The 12,918-nt window shown below is 44.6% G+C and carries 18 protein-coding genes; 10 read left to right on the top strand and 8 right to left on the bottom strand.

What is annotated here, in order from left to right:
* Positions 1-222: 222 nt before the first annotated feature.
* Entirely contained in the window at positions 223-768 is a 546-nt protein-coding gene (locus tag GBV73_RS08705) for a hypothetical protein (protein WP_371717071.1), read from the top strand.
* On the opposite strand, the gene GBV73_RS08700 is transcribed toward GBV73_RS08705, so the two are convergent.
* From GBV73_RS08700 to GBV73_RS08680, 5 genes are all read right to left on the bottom strand, one after another.
* Positions 758-1,273, bottom strand: a complete 516-nt coding sequence (locus tag GBV73_RS08700) for a TIGR00725 family protein (RefSeq protein WP_152880770.1) — start codon at positions 1,271-1,273, stop codon at positions 758-760. The two genes, GBV73_RS08705 and GBV73_RS08700, sit on opposite strands and share 11 nt — an antisense overlap.
* A gap of 4 nt (positions 1,274-1,277) precedes the next feature.
* Positions 1,278-2,411, bottom strand: coding sequence for a site-2 protease family protein (locus GBV73_RS08695; RefSeq protein WP_152880784.1), 1,134 nt, complete (start codon positions 2,409-2,411; stop codon positions 1,278-1,280).
* A gap of 138 nt (positions 2,412-2,549) precedes the next feature.
* Complete coding sequence (locus GBV73_RS08690) at positions 2,550-3,299, bottom strand: biotin/lipoate A/B protein ligase family protein (protein WP_152880782.1); 750 nt, start codon at positions 3,297-3,299, stop codon at positions 2,550-2,552.
* Between the two features lie 128 nt (positions 3,300-3,427).
* The gene (locus tag GBV73_RS08685; protein ID WP_152880768.1) at positions 3,428-3,937 is read right to left on the bottom strand and encodes a signal peptidase I; all 510 of its coding nucleotides are present in this window, start codon (positions 3,935-3,937) and stop codon (positions 3,428-3,430) included.
* Positions 3,919-4,467, bottom strand: a complete 549-nt coding sequence (locus tag GBV73_RS08680; protein ID WP_152880766.1) for a DUF531 domain-containing protein — start codon at positions 4,465-4,467, stop codon at positions 3,919-3,921. Before GBV73_RS08680 ends, GBV73_RS08685 begins: the two co-directional genes overlap by 19 nt.
* A 61-nt stretch (positions 4,468-4,528) precedes the next feature.
* Here GBV73_RS08680 and GBV73_RS11405 point away from each other — a divergent pair, with 61 nt between their 5' ends.
* The 6 genes from GBV73_RS11405 to GBV73_RS08655 are packed head-to-tail and all read left to right on the top strand — an operon-like array spanning position 4,529 to position 9,248.
* Positions 4,529-4,960 carry a hypothetical protein gene (locus tag GBV73_RS11405; RefSeq protein WP_253910339.1) on the top strand — a complete coding sequence of 144 codons (432 nt, stop codon included), beginning with the start codon at positions 4,529-4,531 and terminating at the stop codon, positions 4,958-4,960.
* Complete coding sequence (locus GBV73_RS11400) at positions 4,960-5,607, top strand: hypothetical protein (RefSeq protein ID WP_253910338.1); 648 nt, start codon at positions 4,960-4,962, stop codon at positions 5,605-5,607. The genes GBV73_RS11405 and GBV73_RS11400 overlap by 1 nt, the downstream gene beginning before the upstream one ends.
* A 26-nt stretch (positions 5,608-5,633) precedes the next feature.
* Entirely contained in the window at positions 5,634-6,566 is a 933-nt protein-coding gene (locus GBV73_RS08670) for a dipeptidase (RefSeq protein ID WP_371717073.1), read from the top strand.
* Between the two features lie 47 nt (positions 6,567-6,613).
* The gene (locus GBV73_RS08665; RefSeq protein ID WP_152880778.1) at positions 6,614-7,453 is read left to right on the top strand and encodes a methyltransferase domain-containing protein; all 840 of its coding nucleotides are present in this window, start codon (positions 6,614-6,616) and stop codon (positions 7,451-7,453) included.
* A 12-nt stretch (positions 7,454-7,465) separates the two neighbouring features.
* The gene (locus GBV73_RS08660; RefSeq protein WP_371717070.1) at positions 7,466-8,281 is read left to right on the top strand and encodes a 7-cyano-7-deazaguanine synthase; all 816 of its coding nucleotides are present in this window, start codon (positions 7,466-7,468) and stop codon (positions 8,279-8,281) included.
* Positions 8,259-9,248 carry an AIR synthase family protein gene (locus GBV73_RS08655; protein ID WP_152880764.1) on the top strand — a complete coding sequence of 330 codons (990 nt, stop codon included), beginning with the start codon at positions 8,259-8,261 and terminating at the stop codon, positions 9,246-9,248. The genes GBV73_RS08660 and GBV73_RS08655 overlap by 23 nt, the downstream gene beginning before the upstream one ends.
* A 43-nt stretch (positions 9,249-9,291) precedes the next feature.
* Here the strand turns inward: GBV73_RS08655 and GBV73_RS08650 are convergent, their stop codons facing one another.
* On the bottom strand, positions 9,292-10,362 hold the full coding sequence (locus tag GBV73_RS08650; RefSeq protein ID WP_042699233.1) for an mRNA surveillance protein pelota: 1,071 nt from the start codon (positions 10,360-10,362) through the stop codon (positions 9,292-9,294).
* A 156-nt stretch (positions 10,363-10,518) separates the two neighbouring features.
* On the opposite strand from GBV73_RS08650, the gene GBV73_RS08645 reads away from it, so the two are divergent.
* The 3 genes from GBV73_RS08645 (at position 10,519) to GBV73_RS08635 (ending at position 12,307) form a co-directional block, all read left to right on the top strand.
* The gene (locus tag GBV73_RS08645; protein ID WP_042699235.1) at positions 10,519-11,103 is read left to right on the top strand and encodes a 50S ribosomal protein L15e; all 585 of its coding nucleotides are present in this window, start codon (positions 10,519-10,521) and stop codon (positions 11,101-11,103) included.
* 110 nt (positions 11,104-11,213) lie between these two features.
* Positions 11,214-11,669, top strand: coding sequence for an RNA-binding protein (locus GBV73_RS08640; protein ID WP_152880772.1), 456 nt, complete (start codon positions 11,214-11,216; stop codon positions 11,667-11,669).
* The gene (locus GBV73_RS08635; RefSeq protein WP_152880762.1) at positions 11,666-12,307 is read left to right on the top strand and encodes a Ribonuclease P protein component 3; all 642 of its coding nucleotides are present in this window, start codon (positions 11,666-11,668) and stop codon (positions 12,305-12,307) included. Before GBV73_RS08640 ends, GBV73_RS08635 begins: the two co-directional genes overlap by 4 nt.
* A gap of 7 nt (positions 12,308-12,314) precedes the next feature.
* Here the strand turns inward: GBV73_RS08635 and GBV73_RS08630 are convergent, their stop codons facing one another.
* Together GBV73_RS08630 and GBV73_RS08625 are read right to left on the bottom strand one after the other, a co-directional pair.
* On the bottom strand, positions 12,315-12,485 hold the full coding sequence (locus tag GBV73_RS08630; RefSeq protein WP_256371120.1) for a DUF835 domain-containing protein: 171 nt from the start codon (positions 12,483-12,485) through the stop codon (positions 12,315-12,317).
* Between the two features lie 14 nt (positions 12,486-12,499).
* Positions 12,500-12,918: transposase (locus GBV73_RS08625; protein WP_152880017.1), on the bottom strand; the 419-nt coding region annotated here is incomplete at its 5' end.

The raw sequence follows: 12,918 nt of genomic DNA, 5'->3' as shown, positions 1-12,918 counted from the left end.
GTAATGTGTTATGGTCTGAAAATCCTCCTCAGAGTCAAATACTGTTTAAATAACAGGGGGTGAAACTAAACACGCCCTGGAGGAGGGCTACTCGAAGATAGTATCCTTCTGATAACCTATGATACCTACTCGCAAGGATGGGCGCTTGCATTTGAAATCATAAGAAACAGAATAAAAGAGGGAGACTTCGGAGTAATAGTTAATTCTGTACTTCCCCTTTCAATGCTGAACATGGAGCTTAAAAGGGTAAGTTTTAACATCTTCGAGGAAGGCGAAAAAGGCAATCTTGGAGTAATTGATGTTTTTGCGTCGTTTTATGGCATAAAATACAATCAGCCCTATATCTACTACACTGACATGGATCCAGAAACGTATTTTCCAAAGTTTGTGACTCTTTACAGAAGGCTACTGGAAGAAAGGATAAAAGACCGGAGGCCAATAGGAATACAGCTAACTGCAGATGGATTTGCATTTCTGCTGGGTGAAGAAAGAGAGCTCAGAAACTTCCAAAAGAATCTGGCAGAAAAAGAAAATGCTCTACTCCATGAGAAAAGGAAGAGGCCAATAAATATAATGCTCCTCAACAGAGATAGGGTTTCCAACAGATACCTCTCATGGCTCTCCCTCTACAGCCAGTACCAGATCGACTTTAGCTCCCAAGAAGGAAGTCTCGAGGAGAAGATGATTGTAAGGAAAGCACCTTCACCCAATTTTAAACCTGCCACGTATACCTTTAAAATAGAAAACGGAAAGATAATCATCGTTTAGCGAGCTTCAGCGCAAGTCTGGCGGCCTCTTTTCCATCTTTTATAAAGTGCACTTTCACGAGTTTTTTGTGGTCAAAGTAGCCATCTTGAGCAAGGAGCTCAAGTCTGTCGCTTGGATAGCCTGTGTCTGTGACCACAATAACTGGCTTTGAGTAGTTATATGCAATTAATGCTTCCACCATTGTGCCGACTCCTCCCCCAAGGACTACCAGAACATCGGCTGAATTGATCATAACCGCACTTCTCTCTGCAAAGTCCATTCCGGTTTTTATTCTGATTGTGTTGAACTCATTTCCCTCCTGCCTCTCCGGGAGGATTCCCACAACAATTCCTCCAAACCTTGCAAATTCCCTGCTCGCTATCTCCATAATGCCTTCTCTTCCTCCGGTAAGTAAAACGACTCTATCTTTGTGTTTGGCAAGCTCTTCAATGAATTCCTTTGTCTTTTTGATGGCCTGTGGCAGAGGTTCATTGTCACTTGAGCCTGCGATTGCTATTTGGATCATCCTATCACCCCAGCAAACCTCTCAAGGCTGGAAAGAGGTTAACAGCGAGTAAAAATAGCCCAATCCCGACGAAGAGGTATGTGATCGCTCTTGCAACTTTTGAGGGGAGGACAGCCTTTAGAACATCATCAATCATTTTCCCTCCATCCAATGGAACTAGTGGGAAGAGATTCATCAGCCCTATACCAAGGTTTAGCACGTGGATCCAGTAAAGTGAAAACGCCAGTGGAAGCACAATACCGCTAAAGCCCACCTTTGATGTTATGTGCTGCGCTGGGTAGACTCCGAGGTAACCCTTTTCCGGGTTGTCTGGATGAGAGCCTAAGGGAATGTTTAGAATCTCCTTTTTTCCTTTGCGTAGTACCTCAATTGTTATCGTTTCTCCGGCCTTTGTTTTGTTCATTATGTCAAAGAACTCCTCTACCGTTGCTATGTGCTGACCATTTATTCCCACGATTATATCGCCCTCTTGGAGATAGCTCCTAGCAGGCCCTTCTGGAGCTAGTTTGGAAACCTCAACTCCCGCCGGCTCCAATATAGGGTTTAAAGCATAGCTTAAGAGCAAAAGGGCCAGAAGGGCGGTTACAATATTCCCCATAGACCCCGCAGCATAAACCCTTAGACGGCTCAGCAAGGGGGCTTTTGTTAGCTTTTCCTCATCCGGCTCAACAAACGCCCCCGGGATTACGAAGAAAAGCACGAGACCCACAGATTTCAGGGGTAAATTCTCAGCCCTAGCTACAAATCCGTGACTTAGCTCATGAACAAACATGACCACAATAAGCCCTATCAACCCATACCACAGGGGGATTGTAACACCGGGTATAACAAGCTGGACTCCGGGGGTAGCTGCTTTTGTCCGGAGATTCTGCATGGCGAGAGTGAAGAGGGTGTAGAACACATAGGCCATCCCTATAAAGCCGACTATTATGCCTGCTGTGGAGTATCCTTTCCAGAACTTCCTATACTTCGTCCCAACTTTGTCTATGAAGTTAACAAACCTTTTAGTCCTCCATATCGCAACGAAAAGGTCAACCTGCAGACCTTCTTCTTTCTCTTCTCCTCTCCTTCCAAATGCGAGATATAGAACTCCCCAGAAACCGAGTATCAAAGCCATTGCTGTAATTAGGCTCACCATTTTGGTCACCTAATTCCACTCCCAGAGGAAGTTTAAAAAGGTAGTGCATACTCTTAAAAACAAAAGTCCCAAGAAAAGTATGCGATGATGAGTGATGGGCGAACCGAAAGATGAGGATGGAAAGGTGATCGCTGAGCATCACTTTTGGAAGTTCCACTTTTCGTTGCCATATTTTTCTTCTATGAGCTTCTCCGCAATCTCGAGTTCATAATCTGTCAGTTGTCCCTCCTCAAGCGGGAACTCTTCAAAGAACTTTGCCTTCAACAGCTCATAAGCCTCATTCCTGCTGAGCTTTACCCCTTCTCTTTCCAGTGTTGTTACCCTCTCCCAGATACTTGAAACTCCCTTATCTTGTAGTTTTTTCTGAGAAGCTTTGAGCACTGAGGCGAGAATTTCAAGCCTGGTTGCATACATGAAGGTGCCGTGTTGCAGGATGATCCCCTTTCTTCTTGTTTGCGCAGACCCGCTGATTTTCTTGCCATTGGCTGCTATGTCGTTTAGCCCGGAAAAGCCACTATTTATCCCCAATTCCTCAAGCGCTCTGACGAGAGGAGCCGCTAAAAACCTGTAGCTCGTTTCTATGTTCCTCAAGCTCTCGTGAAAGTTTTCTCCTATGATTACACTGTAGGTTATCTCTCCGTACTGATCGTGAAAAACACTTCCACCACCTGTTATTCTTCTCACAACGGGGATGTTAAGCTCTCTGCACTTATCAAGATTGACGTCGTGCTCAACGCTTTGAAATCTGCCGATTGTTATGGAGCTCGGTTTGAAAACGTAAAGTCTAACGGTGTCTTCAACTTTTCCTTCAATCCTTGCCCGCATTATTGCCTCATCTATGGCCATCTGCACTTCTGGTCTTGCAACTATCAGGGGAATAAACCTCAACAACATCACCAAAGAATGAAGATTGCCGGAGCTTAAAAATGTGTGCCTAAAAAAGAGCAAAAAGCAAAGAGGAATCGTCCGGTCAGGGGCCGATTAGTTCATCACCCCTCAGCAACCTACCCTTCACATCATCCCAGTCCAAGCTTTTCTCTCACGATTAGTGGAGGATACCCAATTTTTGGGAAGACCAGCAGTGCTTTTGCCTCAATAGCCTCCTGGGGGACACACGGAAGGACATTTCCTTCAGCCAAGCCGATGTAATCTTTAAGATACGGAAAATCATCTACGTTGAGGGGGTAGAAGTCATGTATCCAGTTGTTGTCCCCCTGAATCACAAAGCACCTTTTTCCATTGTACTCAACTATATCCCTGACCCTGTGAATTATTGGATACTTCGTATAGGGTCTCTTGTAGACTACGACGTCTCCAACCTTTATTTCACTTGGAGGGACTCCCTTGAGAAGAACAACATCTCCCCTATAAAATGTTGGCTCCATCGAGCCGCTTATCACAATAACCAGCGGTGAGTCGGTATGGAGGGCAATCTTCAGACCATTGTGTATGGCAAAAACAACTATAATGCTGATAAGCAGGAATGCGACATCTCCTTTCCACCCACTTAGTAACTTTTCCTCCATTTTAACTCCTCCATGATTGTTCTAATCTTCGTTGGTATTGAACCTATGGCAGTGCACGTTTCCAGACTTATCCTCTTTCCATCAGTGATGTCTAAATGATAGTTAGCCAACTTAAAGATTTCCTTCGGCAGTCCATGCCTCCCCAGCCCTACTACTAACATAAAGCTTTCCCCTTTAAGAGCTCTCTCTGCAATCTGGTGGGAGGAAATTTCCTTATCTTCGTTGGGCTTCCGTGTAGTTGCCACGACATGCCCGAACTGGGGAGGAAAGCCCCCTCTTGGAAACTCAAGTAAGTGGAATTTATTGCTCTTTGCCAGTTCTATAAGGTATTTTCCACCCTCCCCGATGGTGGTATTTTGGGAGATTTCCTCGGCTAGTTCAATGGGTTTCTTTTTTTCGAATGGGAACCCTATGAGAGCCAGATGGAAATCAAAGGCATGACAAATGGGAGCTGCTCTAGCGATGGCTCTCAGATGCGCTTCGTGAAGCTTCTTAGGATCATATGAATTGTAAAGTGCCAGCGTAAGCATTTTTGAACCCCCATATCAAGAAGGGGAGAATGTTTATTAAGTTGTTTGCCCAATATACTTTTTGATAATGATGGTCGAAATTGATGATATTGTGTTTTTAGCAAAAAACGGAAGATATGAAGAAGCTTTGGAATTGGTTAACCACCTAGACGATAATCTAGACAAAGTATTAGCCCTTAGCGGTATGGCTAGGGTGATTTACACGCAGGATATAGAGATAGCTTATGGTTGTTTAGAAGATGCGGAGTATTTTTCCAAGAAGATTAAAGATAAAGGAGAAAAATCAAAAGCACTCGCAGATATTGCTTCTGTATATTATATAATGGGGGATACTGAATACGCTCTGGGGCTGTTCGAAAAAGCCATAAAAGAAGCTGAAAAAATAAAAAATCTGAAGACAGGATATATCCCCTGGCAAATATTGCGTATTATATGGGTATTTCCGGGCTTGTTGATTTCTCGCTGGACTTATTTGAAAAAGTTTTTGACATAGTGGTTAACCTAAAGGTAAATTATGTAAAGAAGACCGAGTACCCCATAGAGCTGGGAAGCATAATAGAGAGCGTTGGGGACGAACTCCCCTCGGAGGAAGCTATCAAATTTTACAGAAGAGCTCATGATTTGTTTGAAAAGCTCCACGTGCCTACCAAAGCCGCGACTGTTGAAAGAAAGATCGATCTGGCGAGAACCCTCGCCACAGTTGGTTTGCCCGAAATAAGAAAAGCCATCTCGGAGGGTAAGTATGTTTATGCCACTAAACTAATTATACGAACATTTAACGATGAGACGGTGTTTATTGGCCTTTTAGAGGTAGCACTATGGATGAAAAAGAACGAGACCATTGGATACGCTCAAATCGTTGAAACCGCTCTCAAATATCTTCAGGAACTCCAGGTATCCAAACGACATCTGTTGTACGTGATCAAACTATTGACCGAGCTCGAACAGTTTAAAGAAGCGTTAAAGCTTTCTATGACCATTGAAGACGTCGAGCTGCGCTCTGAAATTATGGCAGAAATAACCATGGGAATGCTAAAAAGCGGAGAAATTGAAGGTGCTTTCAAGGTAGCTGAGCTGATACCCGACATTCATATCCGCGCCGCCACAGTAGCGGAACTAAGGAAAATACTGAAATACTAAAAGCAGATACCTTATGGGTGAAAATCGTGATATTCGATGCTCATTCTGACTTGCCAACCTACATCTATGAGGAAAGAAAGAACGACAATGCAGTCTTAGAGAGAAACTTTGAGAGGTTCTTTGGAGATACAATAAAGTCAAGGGTAATGGCCATTTGGACAACACCAGAAAAAAGAGCCACGGCATTGAGGTATGGCTTGGAGGTATTGAACAACCTTCACAAAGACGTTATTGAAAGCCCAAGCTTTGAGCTTGTAACCAGTGTAAAAGACATGAGAAATGCCATTAAGAATGGAAAAGTGGCACTCTGGCTCGGACTGGAAGGCGGAGAACCAATAGAAAACAGCTTAGACCTGCTTGAAGTTTTCTACGCCTTAGGTTTAAGGGTTCTAACACTGACTTGGAGCCTGAGAAATGCCATAGGTGACGGTGTTTTTGAAAGAACAAAAGGTGGCTTAACCAACTTTGGCATAGAGGTGCTTGGAAAAGCGGAAGAGCTCGGCATAGTTGTGGATGTGAGCCATCTAAACGAGCAGGGCTTCTGGGACGTTATTGAAACAACGTCCTTCCCAATCATAGCCTCCCACTCTAACGCCTACTCCCTTTGCCCGAATCCCAGAAACCTCAAAGACGACCAAATAAAAGCCATAGCAGAGAGCGGTGGAGTTATAGGAGTCAATGCAATCCCGAGTTTTGTAGATAAGGAAAACCCAACGCTGGACAAACTAGTTGCCCACATAGAATACATAGCGGATTTAGCGGGCTACGAACACGTTGGACTCGGCTTTGACTTCGTCTATTATCTCAAAGGATGGAGTGAAAAAAGCGTCAAGGGATTTGAGAACGAAAGTAAAATACCAGAGCTTTTGAAGAGACTAAACGAGACTTTCAGCAAAAGAGAAGTTGAAGCAATAGCATTCAAAAACTTTGAAAGGGTTTTTGAAAGAGTCGTGGGATGACCAAAATCTTTTAACCCATTTATACTTTTCTCTCTTGAGTGAGGAGCATGGAAGAAATTTACTTCCTAACATTCAGAGAGGCCAGGATTATGCTACTTTCTGGGAGAAAGGTTAGAGTAAACCTCGATTTAAGGAAAACGAACAGATCGCATGCAGTTCTAGTTAAAGAGGATAAGGTGGTCTTCCCTGATGGAAGTGAAGTTGAGAAAGACATCATAAAAAAGATAGCAAAGGATGAAAACACGGTTTACTTTTTGAGAGGAGGCCGTTTGTATAAAGCCGCTATTGCCACCGATGGCTTTTACAAGCTTGTTCCAACAATTCCTCCAACCATAGAAATAAACGGGATAAGAATGCACAGGACAAAGGACACCAATCCACTAAAAGACACCCGGAGTAAAGTGGATACTGTAAAGCCAAAGGAAGGAGAGTTTGTTATAGATACTTGCATGGGGTTAGGGTACACGGCAATAGAGAGCGCAAAAAGAGGAGCTTATGTTATTACGATCGAAAAAGACCCAAATGTAATCGAGCTCGCCCGGCTTAATCCATGGAGCAGGGAAGTTTTTACATCTCAGAACATCCAGCTTATTCAGGGAGATGCGTTTGATGTGATAAAGAGGCTTAACGATGAGAGCTTTGACGTCGTGATACACGACCCTCCGAGATTTTCACTTGCCGGGCATCTCTACAGCGAAGAATTTTATGCAGAGCTGTTTAGGGTCTTGAAGCCAAAAGGAAGGCTGTTTCACTACGTAGGAAATCCCGGCAAGAAGTATCGGGGAAAAGACTTCCAGAGAGGGGTTATGGAAAGGTTAAGACGCGTGGGGTTCAAGGGAGTTAGAAGAGTCGAAGAAGCCCTAGGGGTGGTGGCTTCAAAGCCATAACCGGTGATTGCCGTGCTGTCCAGGGCAATAGAGGACCTGAAGGACTTCGCAAGCAGAGAAAGCCTCTACGAAAAGAAAATTCTGCTTATGTTTAGCGGAGGCAAGGACAGCAGTTTAGCACTTTACCTCCTCAAAAAGGCAGGTTTGGATGTGTCTGCAATAACCTTCATTCACAGATGGAGCTGGAGAGAACCCCTTCCACGCATGCTTAAATTTACGTCTTCTCTTGAGGTAGAGCACTACCTCGTTGATATAACTGAAAGCCTTCTAAGAAACTCCGTCGGAAGAAAAGGGCCGATATGCATCCACTGCAAGAAAGTTATGCTTAAGAACGCTTACTGGTTCGCAAGAGCAAATGGGTTTGACATCATTGCAAAGGGGGACAACGCGAACGACAAGATAAAAGGCGCTTTGCTGGATCAATGGAAAGGAGACCACAGGCTCAGCACCATTCCAAGGATTGGAATTCCAATTTTGAGACCCCTCATAAACTACATTGCTGAAGAAGTTGAAGCCCTCGCAAAAGAGGCAAATATAAAGGTTTTTAGGATGTATGAGTACGGAAGAAGGAGGCAGTGGAGGGAAGGATGCCCTCTGCAGTATATTGACAAGGAGCAGATAATAAAGGAGGAGTACTTCGATTTGGCATATGAGGCGAACTATGAAATAAGCAAAATCGCAAGGAAGCATAAGGTAAGAATGAGCGTTATTGTGCCTTCTTTCATGGTAATGTGTCACGGGTGTAATGAAAAAGTGCTGAAAGAGGCTGAAGCTGCCCTTGAAAACATTAAAAGGAGGTTTGCCAATGCTTCCTCTGGGAAAAATTAGAAACGAAGTTTTAAGAAAAATAATTCTCTCCGATCTCCCCATTGACGATGAGAAAATTGTTGTTGGGCCAAAAGAGGGCTTTGATGCCGCTGTTCTGGAATATGATGGTGATAACTACCTTGTGATTGCCACAGACCCGGTTCTTGGAGTTCCAAGGGAGCACTTTGGATTTTTCACGTACCACTTTGCCTCAAGCGATGTAGCTGTTTTTGGAGCAAGGCCTAGATGGCTGATTGTTGACCTCCTTCTACATCCGGGAACCAAAGAGGAAGAGCTGAAGGCTATTATGGACGAGCTTAGAGGGGAGTGCAAAAAATACGGAACCTCCATAGTGGGAGGTCATACTGGTGTTTATAAAACCATTAACGACTTCACGGCCACAACAACTGCTGTGGGGATCGTGAGAAAAGATGAACTGAAGCTCCCGCTCGCTAAGCCTGGAGATGACATAGTTATCACAAAAGGAGTTGCAATAGAATTTGCGGTCGGAGCTGCGTGGTTTAAAGCCGAGGAGCTCAAGAGCGTACTCTCCCCGTCAGAAACCTCTTTTCTGAGAGAGATGTACAAGCTTGAGAGCGTTGTTAAAGATGCACTTCTGGCAAGGGAGTTTGCAAGGGGGATGCACGACGCAACTGAAGGCGGCTTAACGGCTTTACATGAGATAGCAGACAATTCCGGAGTGGGGTTTGAGGTTTATTATGAGAACCTCTACATGCATCCGCTTGTGGAGAAGGTCGTGAACTTTTACGGCGTAAACCCACTAACCGTCTCTTCAACAGGGACTTTAATCATTATCTCACCAAGAGAAAATACGAGAGAATTAATCAAAAAGCTCCAAACAAACGGAGTAGGGGCTTTTGTCATTGGGAGATTCACAGAAGAAAGGGAAAGAGTATTAATTAAAAACGGCAAGAAAGAGGAGTTCCCGGAGTTTGAAAGAGATGCGTATGCAGAGGTGTACTACTGACCTCCTTCCCGCCGTGAAGGGCGAGGCTTGAAAAAAGAAAAAGTCACTTCACCTTATACCTCAGCAGTGCGGCAATGCCACCAAGGGCCTTGAGCTTTTCACCACCTTCGTGTTCCGAGCTCACTATCACTACCTCTCCCCTTGTGCCCCTCACGAACTCCATTATCTCCTCTATCTTTTCCTTGTGCTCTCCCTTTAGCAGTTCGTCCAGGACTAAAAGCGTCTCTATAGCCCCGTAATTTGCAGCCTCTTCGACCTCTTTCAAGCCATAGGCAACCAGCCCGTTCTTGGAGATCTCCTCAATAACCCTTTCTACAAGCTGAATTTCTTTTGCAACCCTATTTTCGTGATAAACCCTATCAACGGTGCCTCTCCTGATTACCTCATAGATGCCAGTCCTTCCCGTAACGCTTGTGTCCTCTATAACAACTTTCTTAGCTAGATCAGGATAATTCTCACTTAGGAACTTGTAGAAGTTCTCCTTTGCAAATCCCGGACCGGCAACAATAGCCTTGTCAACATTTTCTCTTTCCATTATCTCGCTCATAGTTTTGGCAAGGTCGTGGAAGAATTTTTTCTCCTCGCTCTCTCTGTCAGCGTTATACCTCTTCCCTCCAAGGTTGTGAGTCACGTTTGCTATAATGTCGACGCCATACTCCCTAACCACGGCTATATCAGCTTCCCCCTCGTCAATTACAACTATCATGACCTTGGCCCTTTGGGATGCCTTGACAGCTTCTTCTAACCTCTCAAGATGGTGCTTTTTCCACTTCTCCTTCTGTATTGTTATCGTGTCGTTCTCTTCAACTGCTATCGTGTGGTATTTGCCAAGAGGCACTTCATCTCTGGAGGTATAGACTATAGGCCCCGTTACCCTTAGAGCGTTTGCGAATCTGTGGAGGTTCACCTTCTCAACCTTGACCCCTAGGAACACCGGTATTGTTTCAACTTTTTCCGGTCTCAGCGAATCACTTCTCTGGCTCTGCTTTCTAAAGGTCTTAGCGTAAACAACATCTCCTTCCTCGATAATGTGATAGAGGTGCCAGAGATCGTCGAGCGTCTCCACCTTGACTTTGATTTTGCCCTCCTTGGGGTCTTGATGAAGTATTTTCACTCTCACCACCCACTCAAGATTTGCGGCTTGCTTTTTAAATAATGAGGCGCAACTTTTAAAAAGCAACAACCTTTATTCACCACGACTAGGCGGTGGAAACCGCGGGATGTTCCGCTCTGCGGAGAACCACAAACAGCGAAAGATGAGGTGGAAAAAATGGGAATGTACAAATACATTAGGGAAGCTTGGAAGAGCCCAAAAAAGAGCTACGTTGGAGAACTCCTGAAGCAGAGGATGATTAAGTGGAGAAGGGAGCCAAGCGTTGTTAGGATTGAGAGACCAACCAGACTTGACAGGGCCAGGAGTTTGGGATATCAGGCAAAGCAAGGTTATGTTCTTGTTAGAGTTAGAGTGAGAAAAGGCGGAAGGAAGAGGCCAAGGTGGAAGGGCGGAAGAAAGCCCTCAAAGATGGGTCAGGTTAAGTACTCACCAAAGAAGTCCCTCCAGTGGATTGCTGAGGAGAAGGCCGCGAGAAAGTTCCCCAACCTTGAGGTTCTCAACTCATACTGGGTTGGCGAGGACGGTATGTACAAGTGGTTTGAGGTTATCCTAGTTGATCCACACCACCCAGTCATCAAGTCAGATCCAAAGATTGCCTGGATTGCTGGAAAAGCCCACAAGGGTAGGGTCTTTAGAGGACTTACAAGCGCTGGAAAGAGGAGCAGAGGTCTGCTCAACAAGGGTAAGGGTGCCGAGAAGATTAGACCAAGCATTAGGGCCCACAACGGAAGAGGTAAGTGAAGTATTTGGCCTTCTTTTTTGTCCTCTTTTCTAATTAGTTTTGCCAAGCGTGTATTTTGAGAGTTAAAAGCTTTTAAACTATGTTTTCAATCAAATTTGGGGTGAGAAAGATGGCAAAGCTCCAGGCTCATCACATAAGAGTATCAACCTTTGCACATGCAACCGAAGACCCGGAGAAGGTTCTCGAAGCCATGGGGACTTTTTTTCCAGAGGATGTCCCCTCAGATGACATAGAATTTGAGATACTTGAGACCGAAGGCTACTTTGGAAATCCAATAAAGGTCATAAATGCCGAGGTGAGTAGGAGCAAAAGCGTCAGAAAGATGCTGGAGCACATCAAGGGACTTTTAAGCGAGGAGGATAAGAGGTACCTTTTAGAAAACCTCGAAGAAAAGGTTGATGACATGGGAACGTTTTTCATTCGCTTCAGCAAGCAGAAGGCATATCTGGGAGAAGCGGAGGTTAGCGAGGGAGAGGACGTCATCCAAGTTAAGATAAAGGTCAAAGCATTTCCAATGAGAAAGGAAAGTGTCGTGAAGGCCATCAGGGAGTGGTTGAGCGAATGAAGTGGGTTGAGATGGACATAAGAAGCGAGGAAGCTTATGGTAAAGCTAAAGAGTGGTACGATGAGGTGGTTTTTACAAAGAAAGTTTACCTAAAAGACTCTCCAAACTTTGATGAGCTTAAACACGAAGTTAGGGGGCTTAGTGAGAGGTATGGAAAAGTCGCACTGCTGATTGTTACGGAGAAGCCTTCCCTAGTGAGAGAAGTACAAAGAAGGATTTCCAATGCCCTCATCTACGTGCAGGGGGGAAACCTGAGAGTTGTTAGATTTGCAATAGAGAACAGGGTTGATGCGGTGATAGCTCCAGAATACAGGAGAAAAGATTCCGGTTTTGACCACGTTCTTGCAAGGCTAGCAGCTAAAAACAACGTTGCCATAGGCTTTTCTCTCGCTCCTCTGCTAAGGGCAACCCCCTATGAGCGGGCAAACATATTGAAGTTTATGATGAAAAACTGGCAGCTCGTTGAGAAGTACAAAGCTCCCAGATTTTTAACTTCATCAGCAGAATCCAAGTGGGAAGTACGTTCTCCAAGAGACTTAATGAGTCTTGGAATAAGCATCGGTATGGAAATTCCACAGGCAAAGGCATCCCTGAGTTTTTACCCTGAGAGAATGTTAAAAAAAGTTGAAACGGGTTAAAACCCTATTATACGGCATCTTCAAGCAAGCGGGTTAACAGTGTCCATTGCTGCTCTTCGAAGGCATCTTTCTCCGCAACGAGGATTAGAGTTCCGTTATGGCTCACAACGAAGTCCTTCAGCTTGTTCAGGAACTTTATCACGCTGGTAAATTCGTTGTACATAACAAGGTATTCCAGACAGTCTATTAACCCTAGTTCCCACCACCTGTGAAGTTGTATAATCTGTCCAGATTCACGGCCAGAATCGCCCCTAAAATCCTGACAGCTAACCCCCTCAAACTAACACTCCTGCTCGGCCTCAGAAGAAACTCAGAAAACTTCGAAAACAAAGTCTCAATCCTCCTGCGAAAGTCAGACAAGTACTTGTAAAACTTCTTCTCCTCCAGATTACTAATCTGATTCCCCCGCTTTACTGGCGTGTAAACAACGCCAAACCTCAAAAACTCCTCCTCGAGTTCCCTGTTAACATACCCCTTATCCAAAAACAGAAAACAGCCGGAAAACTCCTCAACAATCACCCAGAACTTTTCCCTGACAACACTCACATCATGCTTATTCGCCGGATCAACAGACAGTAAAGCCAGCAAATTTCCATCAGAGTAACAGGTCA

The sequence above is a fragment of the Thermococcus sp. 101 C5 genome (genome assembly GCF_009372125.1).
GTDB lineage: Archaea > Methanobacteriota_B > Thermococci > Thermococcales > Thermococcaceae > Thermococcus_A > Thermococcus_A bergensis.
Note: the sequence above shows the minus strand (reverse complement) of the source record. Positions and strands in the feature narration are given on the sequence as shown.

Bases quoted from the DNA above. Each gene is read 5' to 3' on its own strand.
- GBV73_RS08705 (WP_371717071.1), top strand. From the start codon at position 223: ATGCTGAACATGGAGCTTAAAAGGGTAAGTTTTAACATCTTCGAGGAA.
- GBV73_RS08700 (WP_152880770.1), bottom strand. From the start codon at position 1,273: ATGATCCAAATAGCAATCGCAGGCTCAAGTGACAATGAACCTCTGCCA.
- GBV73_RS08695 (WP_152880784.1), bottom strand. From the start codon at position 2,411: ATGGTGAGCCTAATTACAGCAATGGCTTTGATACTCGGTTTCTGGGGA.
- GBV73_RS08685 (WP_152880768.1), bottom strand. From the start codon at position 3,937: ATGGAGGAAAAGTTACTAAGTGGGTGGAAAGGAGATGTCGCATTCCTG.
- GBV73_RS08680 (WP_152880766.1), bottom strand. From the start codon at position 4,467: ATGCTTACGCTGGCACTTTACAATTCATATGATCCTAAGAAGCTTCAC.
- GBV73_RS08665 (WP_152880778.1), top strand. From the start codon at position 6,614: ATGGAAGAAATTTACTTCCTAACATTCAGAGAGGCCAGGATTATGCTA.
- GBV73_RS08655 (WP_152880764.1), top strand. From the start codon at position 8,259: ATGCTTCCTCTGGGAAAAATTAGAAACGAAGTTTTAAGAAAAATAATT.
- GBV73_RS08645 (WP_042699235.1), top strand. From the start codon at position 10,519: ATGGGAATGTACAAATACATTAGGGAAGCTTGGAAGAGCCCAAAAAAG.
- GBV73_RS08640 (WP_152880772.1), top strand. From the start codon at position 11,214: ATGGCAAAGCTCCAGGCTCATCACATAAGAGTATCAACCTTTGCACAT.
- GBV73_RS08635 (WP_152880762.1), top strand. From the start codon at position 11,666: ATGAAGTGGGTTGAGATGGACATAAGAAGCGAGGAAGCTTATGGTAAA.